The sequence below is a fragment of the Arthrobacter pascens genome, from assembly GCF_030816475.1.
Taxonomy (GTDB): domain Bacteria; phylum Actinomycetota; class Actinomycetes; order Actinomycetales; family Micrococcaceae; genus Arthrobacter; species Arthrobacter pascens_B.
Genome location: NZ_JAUSXF010000001.1, coordinates 2,966,620 through 2,980,828, shown reverse-complemented (window position 1 = coordinate 2,980,828; position 14,209 = coordinate 2,966,620). Strand labels below are relative to the sequence as shown.

10 protein-coding genes are annotated in these 14,209 nt (G+C 66.3%); 4 read left to right on the top strand and 6 right to left on the bottom strand.

The features are described from left to right. Window position 1: 1 nt before the first annotated feature. The gene (gene nirB / locus QFZ40_RS13645) at window positions 2-2,647 is read right to left on the bottom strand and encodes a nitrite reductase large subunit NirB (protein WP_306905008.1); all 2,646 of its coding nucleotides are present in this window, start codon (window positions 2,645-2,647) and stop codon (window positions 2-4) included. A gap of 322 nt (window positions 2,648-2,969) precedes the next feature. Here nirB and nirD point away from each other — a divergent pair, with 322 nt between their 5' ends. Then, entirely contained in the window at window positions 2,970-3,335 is a 366-nt protein-coding gene (gene nirD, locus QFZ40_RS13640; protein WP_306905006.1) for a nitrite reductase small subunit NirD, read from the top strand. Window positions 3,336-3,369: 34 nt separating this feature from the next. Here nirD and QFZ40_RS13635 read toward each other — a convergent pair whose 3' ends face one another. Continuing rightward, window positions 3,370-5,109 carry a phospho-sugar mutase gene (locus QFZ40_RS13635; protein WP_306905005.1) on the bottom strand — a complete coding sequence of 580 codons (1,740 nt, stop codon included), beginning with the start codon at window positions 5,107-5,109 and terminating at the stop codon, window positions 3,370-3,372. Between the two features lie 115 nt (window positions 5,110-5,224). On the opposite strand from QFZ40_RS13635, the gene QFZ40_RS13630 reads away from it, so the two are divergent. Further along, window positions 5,225-5,728, top strand: coding sequence for an RrF2 family transcriptional regulator (locus QFZ40_RS13630; protein ID WP_306905004.1), 504 nt, complete (start codon window positions 5,225-5,227; stop codon window positions 5,726-5,728). 86 nt (window positions 5,729-5,814) lie between these two features. Here the strand turns inward: QFZ40_RS13630 and QFZ40_RS13625 are convergent, their stop codons facing one another. Beyond that, window positions 5,815-6,633, bottom strand: a complete 819-nt coding sequence (locus QFZ40_RS13625) for a purine-nucleoside phosphorylase (RefSeq protein WP_306905002.1) — start codon at window positions 6,631-6,633, stop codon at window positions 5,815-5,817. Between the two features lie 127 nt (window positions 6,634-6,760). Here QFZ40_RS13625 and QFZ40_RS13620 point away from each other — a divergent pair, with 127 nt between their 5' ends. Then, on the top strand, window positions 6,761-8,176 hold the full coding sequence (locus QFZ40_RS13620; RefSeq protein WP_306905001.1) for an NAD(P)H-quinone dehydrogenase: 1,416 nt from the start codon (window positions 6,761-6,763) through the stop codon (window positions 8,174-8,176). A gap of 66 nt (window positions 8,177-8,242) precedes the next feature. After that, window positions 8,243-8,428 (top strand): PspC domain-containing protein, encoded by a 186-nt coding sequence (locus QFZ40_RS13615; RefSeq protein WP_306905000.1) that lies wholly within the window; start codon window positions 8,243-8,245, stop codon window positions 8,426-8,428. A 445-nt stretch (window positions 8,429-8,873) separates the two neighbouring features. On the opposite strand, the gene QFZ40_RS13610 is transcribed toward QFZ40_RS13615, so the two are convergent. Genes QFZ40_RS13610 through QFZ40_RS13600 form a run of 3 tightly spaced genes read right to left on the bottom strand, consistent with a single transcriptional unit; the run spans window position 8,874 to window position 14,147 of the window. After that, window positions 8,874-10,433, bottom strand: a complete 1,560-nt coding sequence (locus QFZ40_RS13610; protein ID WP_306904998.1) for an FAD-dependent oxidoreductase — start codon at window positions 10,431-10,433, stop codon at window positions 8,874-8,876. Further along, on the bottom strand, window positions 10,430-12,670 hold the full coding sequence (locus tag QFZ40_RS13605; RefSeq protein WP_306904997.1) for a molybdopterin oxidoreductase family protein: 2,241 nt from the start codon (window positions 12,668-12,670) through the stop codon (window positions 10,430-10,432). The genes QFZ40_RS13610 and QFZ40_RS13605 overlap by 4 nt, the downstream gene beginning before the upstream one ends. A gap of 1 nt (window position 12,671) precedes the next feature. Then, the gene (locus tag QFZ40_RS13600; RefSeq protein ID WP_306904996.1) at window positions 12,672-14,147 is read right to left on the bottom strand and encodes an MFS transporter; all 1,476 of its coding nucleotides are present in this window, start codon (window positions 14,145-14,147) and stop codon (window positions 12,672-12,674) included. Window positions 14,148-14,209 lie beyond the last annotated feature (62 nt).

Here is a 14,209-nt window from a genome sequence, read left to right as displayed (position 1 = left end):
CTTATACCTCGTTCTCGTCCAGCTGGTCGGGAGCGGAGCGCCGCACCGGGATGGAAGCTCCGATCAGGACCTTCCCCTTCTCTTCTGGCGTAGCGGGACGGAACTGGCCGCGCTCGTCGGGGACGAAGGTGATGGAATCATCCTTCTGGTCCGGGGCGTTGACGAAGGAGCGGAACCGGCGCAGGCGCTCGGGATCCTTCAGGGTGTCGGCCCACTCGTCCACGTACGTGTCAACGTGCTTGGCCATGGCGGCCTCAAGCTCCTCGGCGATGCCCAGGGTGTCGTGCACCACGACGTCCTCGACGTGCTTGATGCCGCCGTCGAGCTCCTCCTGCCAGCGAGCGGTGCGCTGCAGGCGGTCCGCGGTGCGGATGTAGTACATGAAATAGCGGTCGATGTACTTCAGCAGGGTTTCGTCGTCGAGGTCCTTGGCCAGCAGCTGGGCGTGCGCCGGGGTGGCGCCGCCGTTGCCACCGACATAAAGGTTCCAGCCGTCGGCGGTGGCGATCACGCCGACGTCCTTGCCGCGGGCCTCGGCGCATTCGCGGGCGCAGCCGGAAACGCCCATCTTGAGTTTGTGCGGGCTGCGCAGGCCGCGGTAGCGCAGTTCCAGCTGGATCGCCATGGCCACGGAGTCCTGCACTCCGAACCGGCACCAGGTGGAACCGACGCAGGACTTCACCGTGCGCAGGCTCTTGCCGTAGGCCTGGCCTGACTCGAAGCCGGCGTCCACCAGTTCCTTCCAGATTTCCGGAAGCTGTTCCAGCCGGGCTCCAAACATGTCGATGCGCTGGCCGCCGGTGATCTTGGTGTACAGGTTGTACTTCTCCGCGACAGCGGCGATGACGCCGAGCTTCTTCGGGGTGATCTCGCCGCCGGCGATGCGGGGAACCACCGAGTAGGTGCCGTCCTTCTGCATGTTGGCCAGGGCGCGGTCGTTGGTGTCCTGCAGCGCGCCGCGGCCGGCGTCCAGGACGTAGGCGTTGTGCTGGCTCGCCAGGATGGAGGCGATGGTCGGCTTGCAGATGTCACAGCCCGCGCCGGTGCCGTATTTGGCCATGATCTCTTCGAAGGAGGTCAGTTCCAGGACACGGATCGCGTCGAAGAGTTCCTGCCGGGACAGCTCGATGTGTTCGCAGAGGGCCTTGGAGACCTCGATGCCGGATTTGGTCAGCTCGCCTTCGAGCAGCTTCTTCAGCATCGGTACGCAGGAACCGCAGCTGGTTCCGGCGCGGGTGCAGCCCTTGAGCTCGCCGAGTTCCCGGACGGGAGCGTTGCCGTCGCACGCGCCGCAGCCGTTGATGGTGTCGCGGATGGTTCCGGCGGTCACGTTGTTGCAGGAACACAGGGTGGCGTCGTCCGGGAGGTCAGTGTCCGGGGCGTCTCCGCCGCCCGCGGCTGTCAGGTACGCTCCGGGTTCGGCTGAGAGTTCGCGGCCCAGGAGCGGGCGCAGGCTGGTGTAAGGGGCCGCGTCGCCGACGAAGATGCCACCCAGCAGGGTCTTGGCATCGTCCGTGGTGACAATCTTCTGGTACACGCCGCGGGCCGGGTCGGCGTAGACAATTTCAAGTGCGTGCTCGGTCTTGGCGAACGCGTCACCGAAGCTGGCCACGTCGACGCCGGACAGCTTGAGCTTTGTCGCGGTGTCGAAGCCCGGGAACGTGGCCTCGCCGCCGTGGAGCCGGTCAGCCACGATCTCCGCCATGGTATTGGCCGGGGCAACCAGGCCAAGGCACATGCCACCGAAGTTGGCCACTTCTCCGATGGCCCAGATTCCGTCCACCTCGGTGGCGCAGTATTCGTTGATGACAACGCCGCCGCGCTGGCCCAGGGAGAAAATCTGTTCCTCGCCTTCAGCTGCTCGGAAGAGTTCGTCACGCGGCCTGACGCCGATCGCGACGATAACAATGTCAGCGTCGATGACGCGGCCATCGGCCATGAGGACACCGGTGACCTGGCCGTCGTCGTCGGACAATACTTCAGACGGGAAGACACCGCCATGGACTTCGAAGCCCTTGGCCTTGATGAGCCGGCCCATTGCCTGGCCGGCGCCTTCGTCCAGCTGCGTGGCCATCAGCCACTGCGAACCGTCGATGACGATCGGGTTGGCGCCCAGCTGCTCCGTGCCGGCTGCCGATTCAAGCCCGAGGAGGCCTCCGCCGATGGTCACGGCATTGACCCTGCGGCCCAGCTTCTCCGTGAGTTCGGCAATGGCCTTGTTGATGGCCCAGACATCTTCGAGCGTCCGGTACACGTGTGTGTGCTCGGCGCCGGGGATCGGCAGCCTGGCGGCATTTGAACCAGTGGCAACCACGAGGTGGTCATATTCGAAGATGCTGCCGGCCGCGGTTTCCACCGTCTTGGCTTCGGCGTTGATCTTAACGACGCGCTCACCGGTCTTGAGGGTCAGGGCCTCGTGGTCCCACATGTTCGCCTCGCCAAGGGTGAGGTCGTAGTCCATGTCCGTCAGAGCCTTGCTCAGGGCCACGCGGTCATAGGGGAGGTGGGTTTCCTCAGTGAGGACCGTGACGTGCCAGCCTTCGAGGCCGCGGGCATGCATCGCATCCGCAAAACGGTGGGCCGCCGGGCCGCCGCCGGCGACGACGATGCGGCGCGGAGTCTCTGTGCTTGAAGTCAGTTCGGTCACTGTGGGCCTTTCGCATAGGCCGCAGACGGTTCTCTGCAGCTTGTGCATCCAGCCTAGGGAAGTGCAGTTTCGCTTCAGTTTCCCAATTGTTTCGTGAACTTAACTTCTGCATCACGAACGCATTTCCGGATGGGTGAGGTCTCTTTTACGCGCCGGACACAATCGCTGCATGCCCTCGAAACACCTCCGGCCTAGCTTGGTAGTACGGCCACACAGATGGCCAGTCAAGGCCTGTTAAGCATGCAGCGATGAAGCATGCAGGGTTTTGCAACCACAGGATTTTGAGTCACAGGCATTTGAAAGCACAGGGAGAGGAGCCGACATGACGGCAACACTGGAACTTGGGGAACTGGCAACCGGCACCGCCACCGGCTGGCACCGTGTCTGCGCACTGGAGGAGCTGGAGCTTGCCTGGGGCGAGGCAGCCCTGATCGGGGGCAGGCAGGTGGCCCTCCTCCGTACCGGTCCCGGTGAGGTTTACGCGGTGGCACAGGAGGATCCGGCCACCGGCGCCCACGTGATGGCCCGAGGCATCATCGGATCGCGCGGCAGCCGTCCCACCATTGCCTCTCCCTTGCACAAAGAGGTCTACGACCTGGAAACCGGAGAATGCTTCGGGACGGCCGGGCTGAGCCTGGACACGTTCAAGACCCGCATTTCCGACGGCTACATCGAAGTCGAGCTGTAACTGCTGTGTATTTAGCGGCTAAAGACTGTAACTGCTAGAGACCCAGGGCCTCGCGGACGTCGTCGAGCACCTGGTCCAGGGCGGTGCGCGCTGCCTGCCTTGCCTCCGGGAGCTCGGCGGCCGACTCCACCGGTCGGATCACTTCCAGATAGCACTTGAGCTTCGGCTCGGTGCCGCTGGGCCGGATGATCACCCGGGTCAGGTCCCTGGTGAGATAAAGCAGCCCGTCAGTCGGCGGCAGATTATCGCTGCCCTCGGCAAGGTCCACGAAGGATTCGACGGCGGACGAAGCGAATGACTCCGGCGGACTGACCCGGAGCCTGTTCATCATGGCGTCCAGCAGGCCGAGGTTGGCCACGCGGATGCTGAGCTGGTCGCTGGCGTGCAGGCCATGCCGCAGATAGAGCTCATCCAAGGTGTCGAAGACGGTTTTACCCTCCGCCTTGGCTGTGGCGGCCAGTTCCGCAATGAGGACGGCCGCTGAAATGCCGTCCTTGTCCCGGACCAGTTCTGGCGCAACGCAGTAACCCAGGGCTTCCTCGTAGCCGTAGACCAGCCCGGGCACCCGGGAAATCCACTTGAACCCCGTCAGCGTTTCCTCGTGTGCGTAGCCGGCCGCTGCCGCGATCCGCGACAGCAGCCGGGAGGAAACAATCGAATTGGCGAACACGCCGCCAGCGATTTCCTTGCCGCGGGCCGCCCGCCGCGCCACAGTGTGTGCCCCGAGGAGCGCCCCCACCTCGTCACCGCGGAGCATGCGCCACATACCTGAGTCAGGGTCCTTGGCAGCCACGGCCGCACGGTCCGCATCGGGATCGTTGGCCAGGACGATGTCCGCGCCCACCCGAGCGGCCGTTTCCAGTGCCAGGTCCAGCGCGCCGGGTTCCTCCGGGTTAGGGAAACTCACCGTGGGAAAATCAGGGTCCGGGGCGGCCTGCTCCGCCACCAGCGTGACATCGGCAAAGCCTGCTTCGTTCAGGACAGCCACCGCGGTTTCCCCGCCGACGCCGTGCATGGGTGTGAGGACAATCCGCAGGTCACGCGCCGGGAAGTCGCCGGGAAGGGCGAGCGCCGCCGTCGCCCGCTGGTAATCCGCTGCGATCGACCGGTCCAGGACGGTCCAGCCTCCGGCCGCCAGGCTGATGGCGTCCAGCGGGCCCACGGCGTCGATTTTCGCGGCGATCCGGGAGTCGTAAGGTGCCACGATTTGCGCTCCCTTGCCGCTTTCCTCCACGGCGTTCCGGCCGAGGTAGACCTTGTAGCCGTTGTCCTGCGGGGGATTGTGGCTGGCGGTGACCATCACGCCGCCGTCGCAATCGAGCGCCCGCACCGCAAAAGCGAGCAGCGGAGTGGGCAGCGCGGCGGGCATCAGGAAGGTATCGATCCCGGCGGCTGTGAAGATTGCCGCGGTTTCCTCGGCAAAGATGTCCGAGTTATAACGGGCGTCATAGCCGACGACGGCGCGTGGCCGTGTTCCGGGGGCCGCCTCGCCGACAGCTTCCCCCAGAAATGCCGCCAGCCCGGCCGCGGCGCGACGCACGACCACCCGGTTCATCCGGTTGGGGCCTGGTCCCAGGGCTGCGCGGAGCCCGGCAGTGCCGAACTGCAGGGTGCCGTTGAAGCTGTCATCCAATTCCTGCAGCGCGGCCGGGACGCCGTCCTCTGCGCGTCGTATCAGGTCCTTGAGGGAGGCTGAGGTCGCGGAATCCGGGTCTTGGGCGGCCCATTCACGGGCCTGGCTTAACAGGAGGGAATCGGCATGGGAGGAGGTCATGGGCACAACGCTATCGTTATTGCTCCCTGAACACTCCCTGAACACCCGCCCTGACCGGTGTAAAAGCGGGGCAGTTCCTTGACACCATTTTTTCTGGACAAGTAATGTCGAGGATATGAAGATGGGGCAGGGTGTGGAGTGGGCATTGCACAGTTGTGTCAATATGTCCTGGACCCCTGTAGGGGAGGCTGTGAGCAGCGCCCGGCTGGCGGCTTTTTACCGGCTTCCGGCGGCGTACCTGAACAAACAGCTGCAGGCCCTGGTCCGGGCCGGGATCCTGGCTTCCGTTTCGGGGCCTCGGGGAGGCTTCCAGCTCGCCCGGCGGCCGGACCGGATTTCCGTCCTGGACGTGGTTCTGGCCATCGAAGGGAACGACGACGCCTTCCGCTGTGAGGGCATCCTCAAGGACGCCCCGGGCGGCATGGAGGCAGACTACGCCCGCACGTGCCTCATTTCGCAGACCATGCGCCACGCCGAGGTCACGTGGCGGACCGAGCTTTCCCGGCAGAGCATCGCCGGGATTGCCCAGTCCATCGAACGCCGTTTTCCGGACGCCCGTGAGGAAACAGTCAGGCAGCTCACCGGAGCCAGGGGCCGGCAGGAGCCCCGCAGCGCCTAGACAAAGCGGGGCCACTTAGACCAACGCGGGGTCACTTACGGCCTTTGGAACGGCATCTGATGGGCGCTAAGTGACCCCGCGTTGGGCTAAAGCCTGCCGATGATCTCCGCGAGCAGCTTGGAGATGCGCGGACCCGCAGCCTGGCCTGCTTCGATGACCTCGTGATGGCTGAGCGGTACGGGGCTGATTCCGGCGGCCAGGTTGGTCACCAGTGAAATGCCGAACACCTCCATGCCCGCATGGCGCCCGGCGATGGCCTCCAGTGCAGTGGACATGCCCACCAGATCAGCGCCGATCCGCCTGGCGTACTGGACCTCGGCGGGGGTCTCGTAGTGGGGACCTGTGAACTGCGCGTAGACGCCCTCTTCCAGCGAGGAATCTACTTCCCGGGCCAGGCCGCGGATCCGCGAGGAGTAAAGATCTGTCAGGTCAACGAAAGTGGCACCTTCCAGCGGTGACGCAGCGGTGAGGTTAATGTGATCTTTGATGAGGACAGGAGTGCCGGGAGCCCAGCTTTCATTCAGGCCCCCGCACCCGTTGGTGAGGACAAGGGTCCTGCAACCGGCTGCAGCCGCGGTCCGCACGCCGTGCACCACGGCCCGCACGCCCTTACCTTCGTAGAAATGGGTGCGGGCACCCAGCACCAGTGCGCGCTTGCCCTCCCTCGTGAGGACCGAGCGGATAGTGCCCACATGGCCCTCGACCGCGGGGGCGTGGAAGCCGGGGACTTCGTCCGCGGAGAGTGTGGCAGTGGTGTCACCGATCAGGTCCGCGGCTTCACCCCAGCCGGAACCCAGGACCAGGGCAACGTCATGGCTGTCCACGCCCGTCTCCTCGGCGATGTAGTCGGCAGCGGCGCGCGCGGCAGCGAAGGGGTCTGTAGCCAGGAAGTCTGTATTACTCACTGGTACAAGCTATCGTGCCGCTGCCGTTGTGCACAGCGCCGGCTACCGTTCCGGAGCGTCAGGAACGGTACCGGGGGAGCGCACGTTTATTGGTGGTGCGGCCCCGGATAGGCGAGAATGGTTGATTGTGACTACGCATCCTGATTTCAGCTCACCCCGGCTCGCAATTCTCGGAGGTGGCCCGGGCGGTTACGAAGCCGCGATGGTCGCTGCCTCCCTGGGAGCGCAGGTCACCATCATCGAACGCGCCGGGCTGGGCGGCTCGGCAGTCCTCACCGACGTCGTTCCTTCCAAGACCCTGATCGCGACGGCGGACCTGATGACCCGCGTCGGGGAGGCGGGGGAGCTGGGAGTGAAGTTCGACGTCGACGGCGGAGACTTTGTGCCGGTGATGCGGGCGGACCTCAAGCACATCAACGACAGGCTGCTGGGGCTTGCCCGCCAGCAGTCCAGGGACATCACCTCCGGCCTGGAACACCAGAACGTCCGCATCCTCATCGGTTCCGGCCGGCTGGTGGACAGCCACACTATCGAGGTGCTGACCGTCGACGGGACGGAAACCGTCGAAGCGGACACCATCCTGCTGAGCGTCGGCGCCCACCCGAGGGAACTTCCCACCGCCCGGCCGGACGGCGAGCGGATCCTGAACTGGGCCCAGATCTATAACCTTGACGAGCTCCCCGAGGAACTCATCGTGGTGGGTTCAGGTGTGACCGGTGCTGAATTCGCGTCCGCCTATAACGGCCTGGGCTCCAAGGTCACCCTCATTTCCAGCCGCGACCAGGTGCTGCCCGGTTCCGACACGGATGCCGCTGAGGTCCTGGAAGGGGTCTTCAAGCGCAGGGGCGTGACCGTCCTGTCCCGCTCCCGCGCCCAGACCGTGGAGCGCACCGACGACGGCGTGGTGGTCACGCTGAGCGACGGCTCCAAGGTCACCGGCAGCCACTGCCTGGTCTGCGTCGGCTCCATCCCCAACACTGCCGGCATCGGCCTGGAAGAGGCCGGGGTCGCGCTCACCGAGAGCGGCCACATCAAGGTCGACGGCGTTTCGCGCACCACTGCCCCGAACATCTACGCCGCGGGCGACTGCACCGGCGTTCTTCCGCTGGCTTCAGTCGCGGCAATGCAGGGGCGGATTGCCATCGCGCACTACCTCGGTGACAGCGTGACGCCCATCAAGCTGCACCAGGTGGCGTCCAACATCTTCACCTCGCCCGAGATCGCTACCGTGGGTGTCTCCGAGGCTGAGATCCAGTCCGGCAAGTATCAGGGTGACATCATCAAGCTGTCGCTCAAGAGCAACGCCCGCGCCAAGATGCGCAACAACAAAGACGGCTTCATTAAGATCTTCGCCCGGAAGGGTTCGGGGACCGTGATTGGCGGCGTGGTGGTGGGGCCGAACGCCTCTGAGCTGATCTTCGCGATTTCCATCGCGGTGAAGCAGAAATTGCACGTCGACGACGTCGCCAGCACCTTCACGGTTTACCCGTCACTGAGCGGTTCCATCTCCGAAGCGGCACGGCGGCTGCACGTTCACCTGTAGCCGGGACGGCGCATGCATCCGCCCGCAAGCGTGGCCACGGGCCGCTGATCGGCGTACGGTTGCGGCATGACTTCAGTTCTTGAGCGGCCGCGCAGCGGAAAAATCATCGGTGGCGTGTGCGCCGCCCTGGCAGCCAGGTTCGGACTGCCGAAGTTCCTTGTCAGGCTGGGTTTCGTGATCTTCGGTGTGGTGGGGATCGGCGAACTGGTCTACATTGCCCTGTGGATCATGATTCCCAAGGCACCCGCTTAGGGGCGACGCAAGCCTGGGGTTGGCCCCGAGACCCGGGGGCCAACAGGTGGTGCATCAGGCCGGCGGCTATGGAGCCGGCGGCTGGAATGCCTCGGGATACGGCATCCCGAGCAAATCGAATTGGCGTGATCGGGTCCCCGTTCCGCCTGCCCTTGAGCAACGCAGGGCCTGCCTGCAACCCGAATAATGCCGCCGTACAAACGGCGGCGCATAGTAATGACTTCTTGCGCATCGCGTGCCTCAATCTTTCGAAGTGACATTCTGCCAGGTCGCAGACGCTGCAAGGTGGTGCAAACCATGACACTGCCCAGCCCAGGTCTGCTACCTACGGGCACAAAGGCCCGTGCCGTGAGTCTAGTGAAGGTCGGGGAACTTCGGAACATTTTCCCGCGGGCCCGGGAACAGCCGCACGAATGGTCCCCGTAAACCGGAAACTCCACCTTAGTCAGGCGGCAGGAGCCGCCTGGAAGTGTTTTTCGATGAGGCCCTTGATGTCCTCGTGGCAGCCGCCGCAGCCGGTGCCGGCCCGGGTGGCCTTGGAGACCTCGGCCACGGTGGAACAGCCTTCCTCTACCGCGCCCTGGATCCTGGCACCGCTGACTCCCGCGCAGCGGCAGACGGTGCCTTGCGGATCGGCAGGTGCGGCGGCGAGCTGGTCGGGCCCGTCCAGGCGGAGCAGCAGAGAGCGGTCAGCCGGCAGTTCTGCGGTGCGTTCGAACAGGCCCACCAGTTCGGCTGCGGTGCGCGGCATACCGACGGACACGAGTCCTTCCAGCACTCCTCCGCGGGTGGTCATCTTCACGTAGCGGCCATGCTCGGGATCAGACCACTGGGCGACCTGGAGCCGGGGCCGTCCATTGACGGCGCCAGCGGTCAGGGCTTCCTCGTCCCACGGCTCAGCAGCGTTGTCCCCGGCCACGGCCATGTTCAGGCCTCGGGCCTTGAGCACAATCACGCCGGCCTGTTCCTGCGGCAGTGCCGGCAGGGCGTCCGCCTCGTCCTGCGTTCCGGTGGCCAGGAGGGTGAGGTACTCGCCAAGCCATTCTGCCTGCCGCCAGCCCGGCCCCACCAGTCCGGAAGGGCCCTTGGCAGTGCGGCATTCAGGGCAGGCCGCGTCCGGGCAGCGGACCTCGGCGCAGTCACCGATGGCGAAGATGTGCGGCTCGTGGTGGGCCCGGAGCCGGTGGTCCACCAGGATGCCGGTGGCAGTGGAGAGGCCGCAGCCCTCGGCGAGCTCGGTCCGGGGGCGGACCCCGCAGGAGATGACCAGGAGATCGCCGTCGATCGCCGAACCGTCGTCCAGCAGCAACGCCGAGAACCCGCCGTCGGGCGCGTTATGCTCAACCCCCGTGGACCGGGCGTTGGCGGCCATCCGCACGCCGCACTGGCGCAGGCTGGCGGCGAGCACCGCTCCGCCGCCGCGGTCGATGTTGCGGCCCAGCGGGTGCGGGCCGTTATGGACCACCGTCACGGTGGCGCCTTCTTCGGCCGCAGCCAGTGCTGTCTCCAGCCCCAGCACTCCGCCGCCCAGCACCACCACGCGCTTGCCGCCGTCGACGGCCTGCCGGAGTACCGCGGCGTCCCGGAGGTCGCGGAGGGCAGTGACGCCGGCCGGAAGCACCGGGGCCGTGGGATCGGGGTTGATGCCTGTGAGGTTGGGGATGACAGGGCGCGAACCGGTGGCGAAGACCAGGCGTTCGTAGCGGACTGCCGAGCCGTCGGTCAGGACTACCTGCTGCCGCGCACGGTCCACGCGGCGCACCCGCACCCCCAGCCGGACGTCTACGCCGTCGGCTGCCAGTGTGCCGGCGTCAGACAGGGCCAGCGCCTCCGCGGTGGTTCGTCCCACGCCAAGGTCGGCGACCAGGACCCGGTTGTAGGCTGACTCGGATTCCTCGCCGACAACCGTCAGCCGGACCTGGCCGTCACGGACCGCCGGCATCAGCTCATCGATCAGGCGTGCTGCAACCGGGCCGAAGCCCACAATGACAATCTGCTCACTCATGAGGCCTCCGTCGTCTGAAGAATGCTGTTCCGGGGCGAATCCAGGACTGGGTTCGCGGCCAGCCGCACCCACACCTTGTTGAACTTGAATTCGGGCATCCCGGAGATGGGGTCCGTGGCGGCTTCCGTCAGGCGGTTGGCGCTTTCGAGCTCAGGGAAGTGGAAGGGCAGGAAGACTGTTTCGGGGCGTATGGCAGTGCTGAGCTCTGCCCGGCAGACCACCTCGCCGCGCTCGTTGGCCACCGATACGAAGGAACCCTCGGTGATGCCCACTCCCGCCGCGGCGGCGGGGTGGATCTGCAGCGTGGCCTCCGGCCGGGTGGCAAGCAGCTCCGCCACACGCCGGGTCTGCGCGCCGGACTGGTAGTGCTCCATGAGGCGGCCGGTGATGAGGGTCATGGTGGTGGCGCCTGAGTCGGGGTTGGCGGCAGGAGTCCGACGGCGGCGGGGCGTCACCGGTGTCATCACCGCCTTGCCGTGGGCGTGGGCAAAGGAGTCCAGAAAGAGCCGGGGGGTACCGGTGCTGCCGGCCGGGTACGGCCAGTAGGCCGCTTCGCCGCGGTCCAGCATCGCGTAGTCGATCCCCGAGTAGTCAGCCAGGCCGCCCGCTGAGGCGAGGCGCAGCTCCTCAAACACCGTCTCCGGGTCCTCGCTGTAAGTGGACGGGGCCTCCAGGGCTTCCGCCAGCCGCGCCATGATCCAGAGCTCACTGCGCGCACCGGCCGGAGGCTGCAGGGCGCGACGGCGGCGCAGGACCCGGCCCTCAAGGTTGGTCAGTGTGCCTTCCTCCTCGGCCCATTGGAGCACTGGCAGGACGAGGTCGGCCTCGGCTGCCGTCTCGGACATGAAGAAATCGCAGACCACCAGGAAGTCCAGGCTGCGGAGCCCGTCGATGACGGAGTTGGCGTCGGGGGAGGCGACCGCGATGTTGGAGGCGTGCACGAGGAAGCACCGGACGCCGTCGGGCTGGCCGAGCGACTTCAGGAGCTGCACGGCGGGCAGGCCGGGCCCGGGAATGGTCTCTTCCGGGACGCCCCAGACGCCGGCCATGTGGGCGCGGGCGGCGGGGTCGGTGATTTTGCGGTAGCCCGGAAGCTGGTCCGCCTTCTGGCCATGTTCGCGGCCGCCCTGGCCGTTGCCCTGGCCGGTGAGTGTGCCGTAGCCGCTGCGGCCCGAGCCGGGCAGGCCGAGCAGGAGGCTGAGGTTGATGGCGGCGGTGGCCGTGTCCGTGCCGTCCACGTGCTGCTCCACGCCGCGGCCGGTGAGGATGTAGCTGCCGCCTTTGCGGGCGCCGTCGGCCAGCCTCCTGGCGGCTTCGCGGATGAGCTCCGCGGGGACACCGGTGAGGGACTGTACCCGCTCGGGCCAGAAGGAGTTCACGCTGCGGACCACGGCCTCGTAGCCGGAGGTGCGCTCTTCGATGAAGCGGGTGTCGGCCAGGTTTTCGTGGACCACCACGTGGGACAGTCCCAGCAGGAGGGTGAGGTCCGTGCCGGGCTGGGGCTGCAGGTGGATGCCGCCGCCGTCGGACGTGAAGGCGGCGGTTGCGGAACGGCGGGGATCGACGATGATCAGCCCGCCGGCGTCGCGGGCGCCCTTGAGGTGCTGCACAAAGGGAGGCATGGTCTCTGCGACATTGGAGCCGAGCATCATGATGGTGCTGGCATTGTCCAGGTCCGCAAGCGGGAAGGGGAGTCCGCGGTCAACGCCGAAGGCGCGCATCCCGGCGGCCGCAGCGGAGGACATGCAGAACCGGCCGTTGTAGTCGATCCGGGACGTGCCCAGGGCCAGGCGGGCGAATTTGCCCAGCATGTAGGCCTTTTCGTTGGTGAGGCCGCCGCCGCCGAAGACTCCGACGGCGTCCGCCCCGTACTTCGCGCGGGTGTCCTTGACTGCGGTGGTGACCAGGGCCAGGGCCTGGTCCCAGCCGATGGGCCGGTGGATTCCGTCCAGACCCTTCAGGAGCGGTTCGGTGACCCGGCCGGGGTGGTTCAGGAGGGTGGCCGAGGTCCAGCCCTTGCGGCAGAGGCCGCCGCGGTTGGTGGGGAAATCCCGCCCGCTGACTGTGAGAGGCGCCGCCAGGAGCGGCGCGTTCAGGGCAGGGCTCTTTCCGGCGGGTTCCGCCGGCACGGGAACTGACCCCGGCTGGGAAGCCGGGGTCAGAACCGCTGGAGACTTGAGCGTCATGGCGCACTGCAGGGCGCAGTAAGGGCAGTGCGTGTCGGCGCTTTTGGTCATGTTAGACGTGTCCCATCGCATTTCGGTTGGCGTTGCGGATGTAGAAGGCCCAGCAGACAACCAGCATCAGGACGTAGGCCCCGACGAAACCGTAGAACGCCGGAGTGTAGGATCCGCTGGCGGTGTTGGAGGCGTTCAGTACCTGCGGGATGACGAAGCCGCCGTAGGCGCCGATCGCCGAGATCAGGCCGAGGGCCGAGGAAGCGAGCCGCTGGGTGGCCACGGTGCTTGCACCTGCCTTTGCTGCCCGGCTGGAGGTGGCGAAGATGATGGGGATCATACGGTACGTTGCACCGTTGCCGAAGCCGCTGGCGGTGAAGAGCATCAGGAACAGGACCAGGAAGAGCCAGAAGTTCTTCAGCGGAAGGGTCCAGATCATGGTGAGGGTGATGACAGCCATGGAAGCGAAGGCTGCCACGGTCATGCGGGCGCCGCCCATGCGGTCAGCCATCCGTCCGCCGTAGGGGCGGGCGAGGGAACCGACCAGCGGACCCAGGAAGGCCAGGGACAGCGCCACGGTGCCCACTCCGATGGAGGAGAACGCCGGGAAGTAGTCCTTGATGAGCTTGGGGAACACGCCGGCGAAGCCGATGAAGGAGCCGAAGGTGCCGATGTACAGCAGGGCCATGATCCACAGGTGGGGTTCTTTGAGTGCAGCCACCGAACCGGCAACATCCCCCTTGGCGCTGGAGAGGTTGTCCATGTACTTGTAGGCGCCGAAAGCGGCGATCAGGATCAAGGGGACCCACATCCAGCCTGCCATGGGCAGGTTGACGGAGCCCGCGGCCAGCAGGGTGATAGCGATGGGGACGGCGAGCTGTGAAACGGCCGCACCCATGTTGCCGCCGGCGGCGTTCAGGCCCAGGGCCCAGCCCTTCTCGCGGGCCGGGTAGAAGAAGGTGATGTTGGCCATGGAGCTGGCGAAGTTGCCGCCGCCGAAGCCGGCCAGGGCCGCCACGAGCAGCATGACGCCGAACGGGGTTCCCGGGTTGGAGACGCAGAGCGCCAGCCCGATGGAGGGGATCAGGAGGAGCAGGGCGGACACGATGGTCCAGTTCCGTCCGCCGAAGCGCGGAACCATGAAGGTGTATGGGATGCGGAGGGTTGCGCCAACCAGGCTCGGCATGGAGATCAGCCAGAAAATCTGGTTCGTGTCGAACTTGAAGCCGGCCCCGGGCAGCTGAACCACGACGATGGACCAGAGCTGCCAGACCACGAAGCCGAGGAACTCGGCAAAGATGGACCAGTTCAGGTTGCGGCGGGCGATGGAGCGTCCGGCGGATTCCCACTGCTCCTTGTTCTCTGCGTCCCAGTTGGCGATCCAGCGGCCTGGGCGGAATTCAAGGGCGGGGGCATCGGTTGTACGGGCTGAGCCCGGCCGGGCACTGGCGGATTCTGACACGCTTCCGTGCAACGGTTCGGCTGCAAGATCTACGGAATTGCCGGCGCCGGCATCTGCGGTGCGGTCAACAGTCACGGTGTACCTCCTTTGGGGGTTGTTGTCCTTCCACGGTAGAGAAGGCGCGTTTCGCGGACTGT

What these genes read in the sequence shown, in the direction of transcription:
- QFZ40_RS13605 (WP_306904997.1), bottom strand. Translation starts at nt 12,670, where the DNA reads ATGACCAAAAGCGCCGACACGCACTGCCCTTACTGCGCCCTGCAGTGC.
- QFZ40_RS13610 (WP_306904998.1), bottom strand. Translation starts at nt 10,433, where the DNA reads ATGAGTGAGCAGATTGTCATTGTGGGCTTCGGCCCGGTTGCAGCACGC.
- QFZ40_RS13635 (WP_306905005.1), bottom strand. Translation starts at nt 5,109, where the DNA reads ATGACCTCCTCCCATGCCGATTCCCTCCTGTTAAGCCAGGCCCGTGAA.
- QFZ40_RS13630 (WP_306905004.1), top strand. Translation starts at nt 5,225, where the DNA reads ATGAAGATGGGGCAGGGTGTGGAGTGGGCATTGCACAGTTGTGTCAAT.
- QFZ40_RS13615 (WP_306905000.1), top strand. Translation starts at nt 8,243, where the DNA reads ATGACTTCAGTTCTTGAGCGGCCGCGCAGCGGAAAAATCATCGGTGGC.
- nirD (WP_306905006.1), top strand. Translation starts at nt 2,970, where the DNA reads ATGACGGCAACACTGGAACTTGGGGAACTGGCAACCGGCACCGCCACC.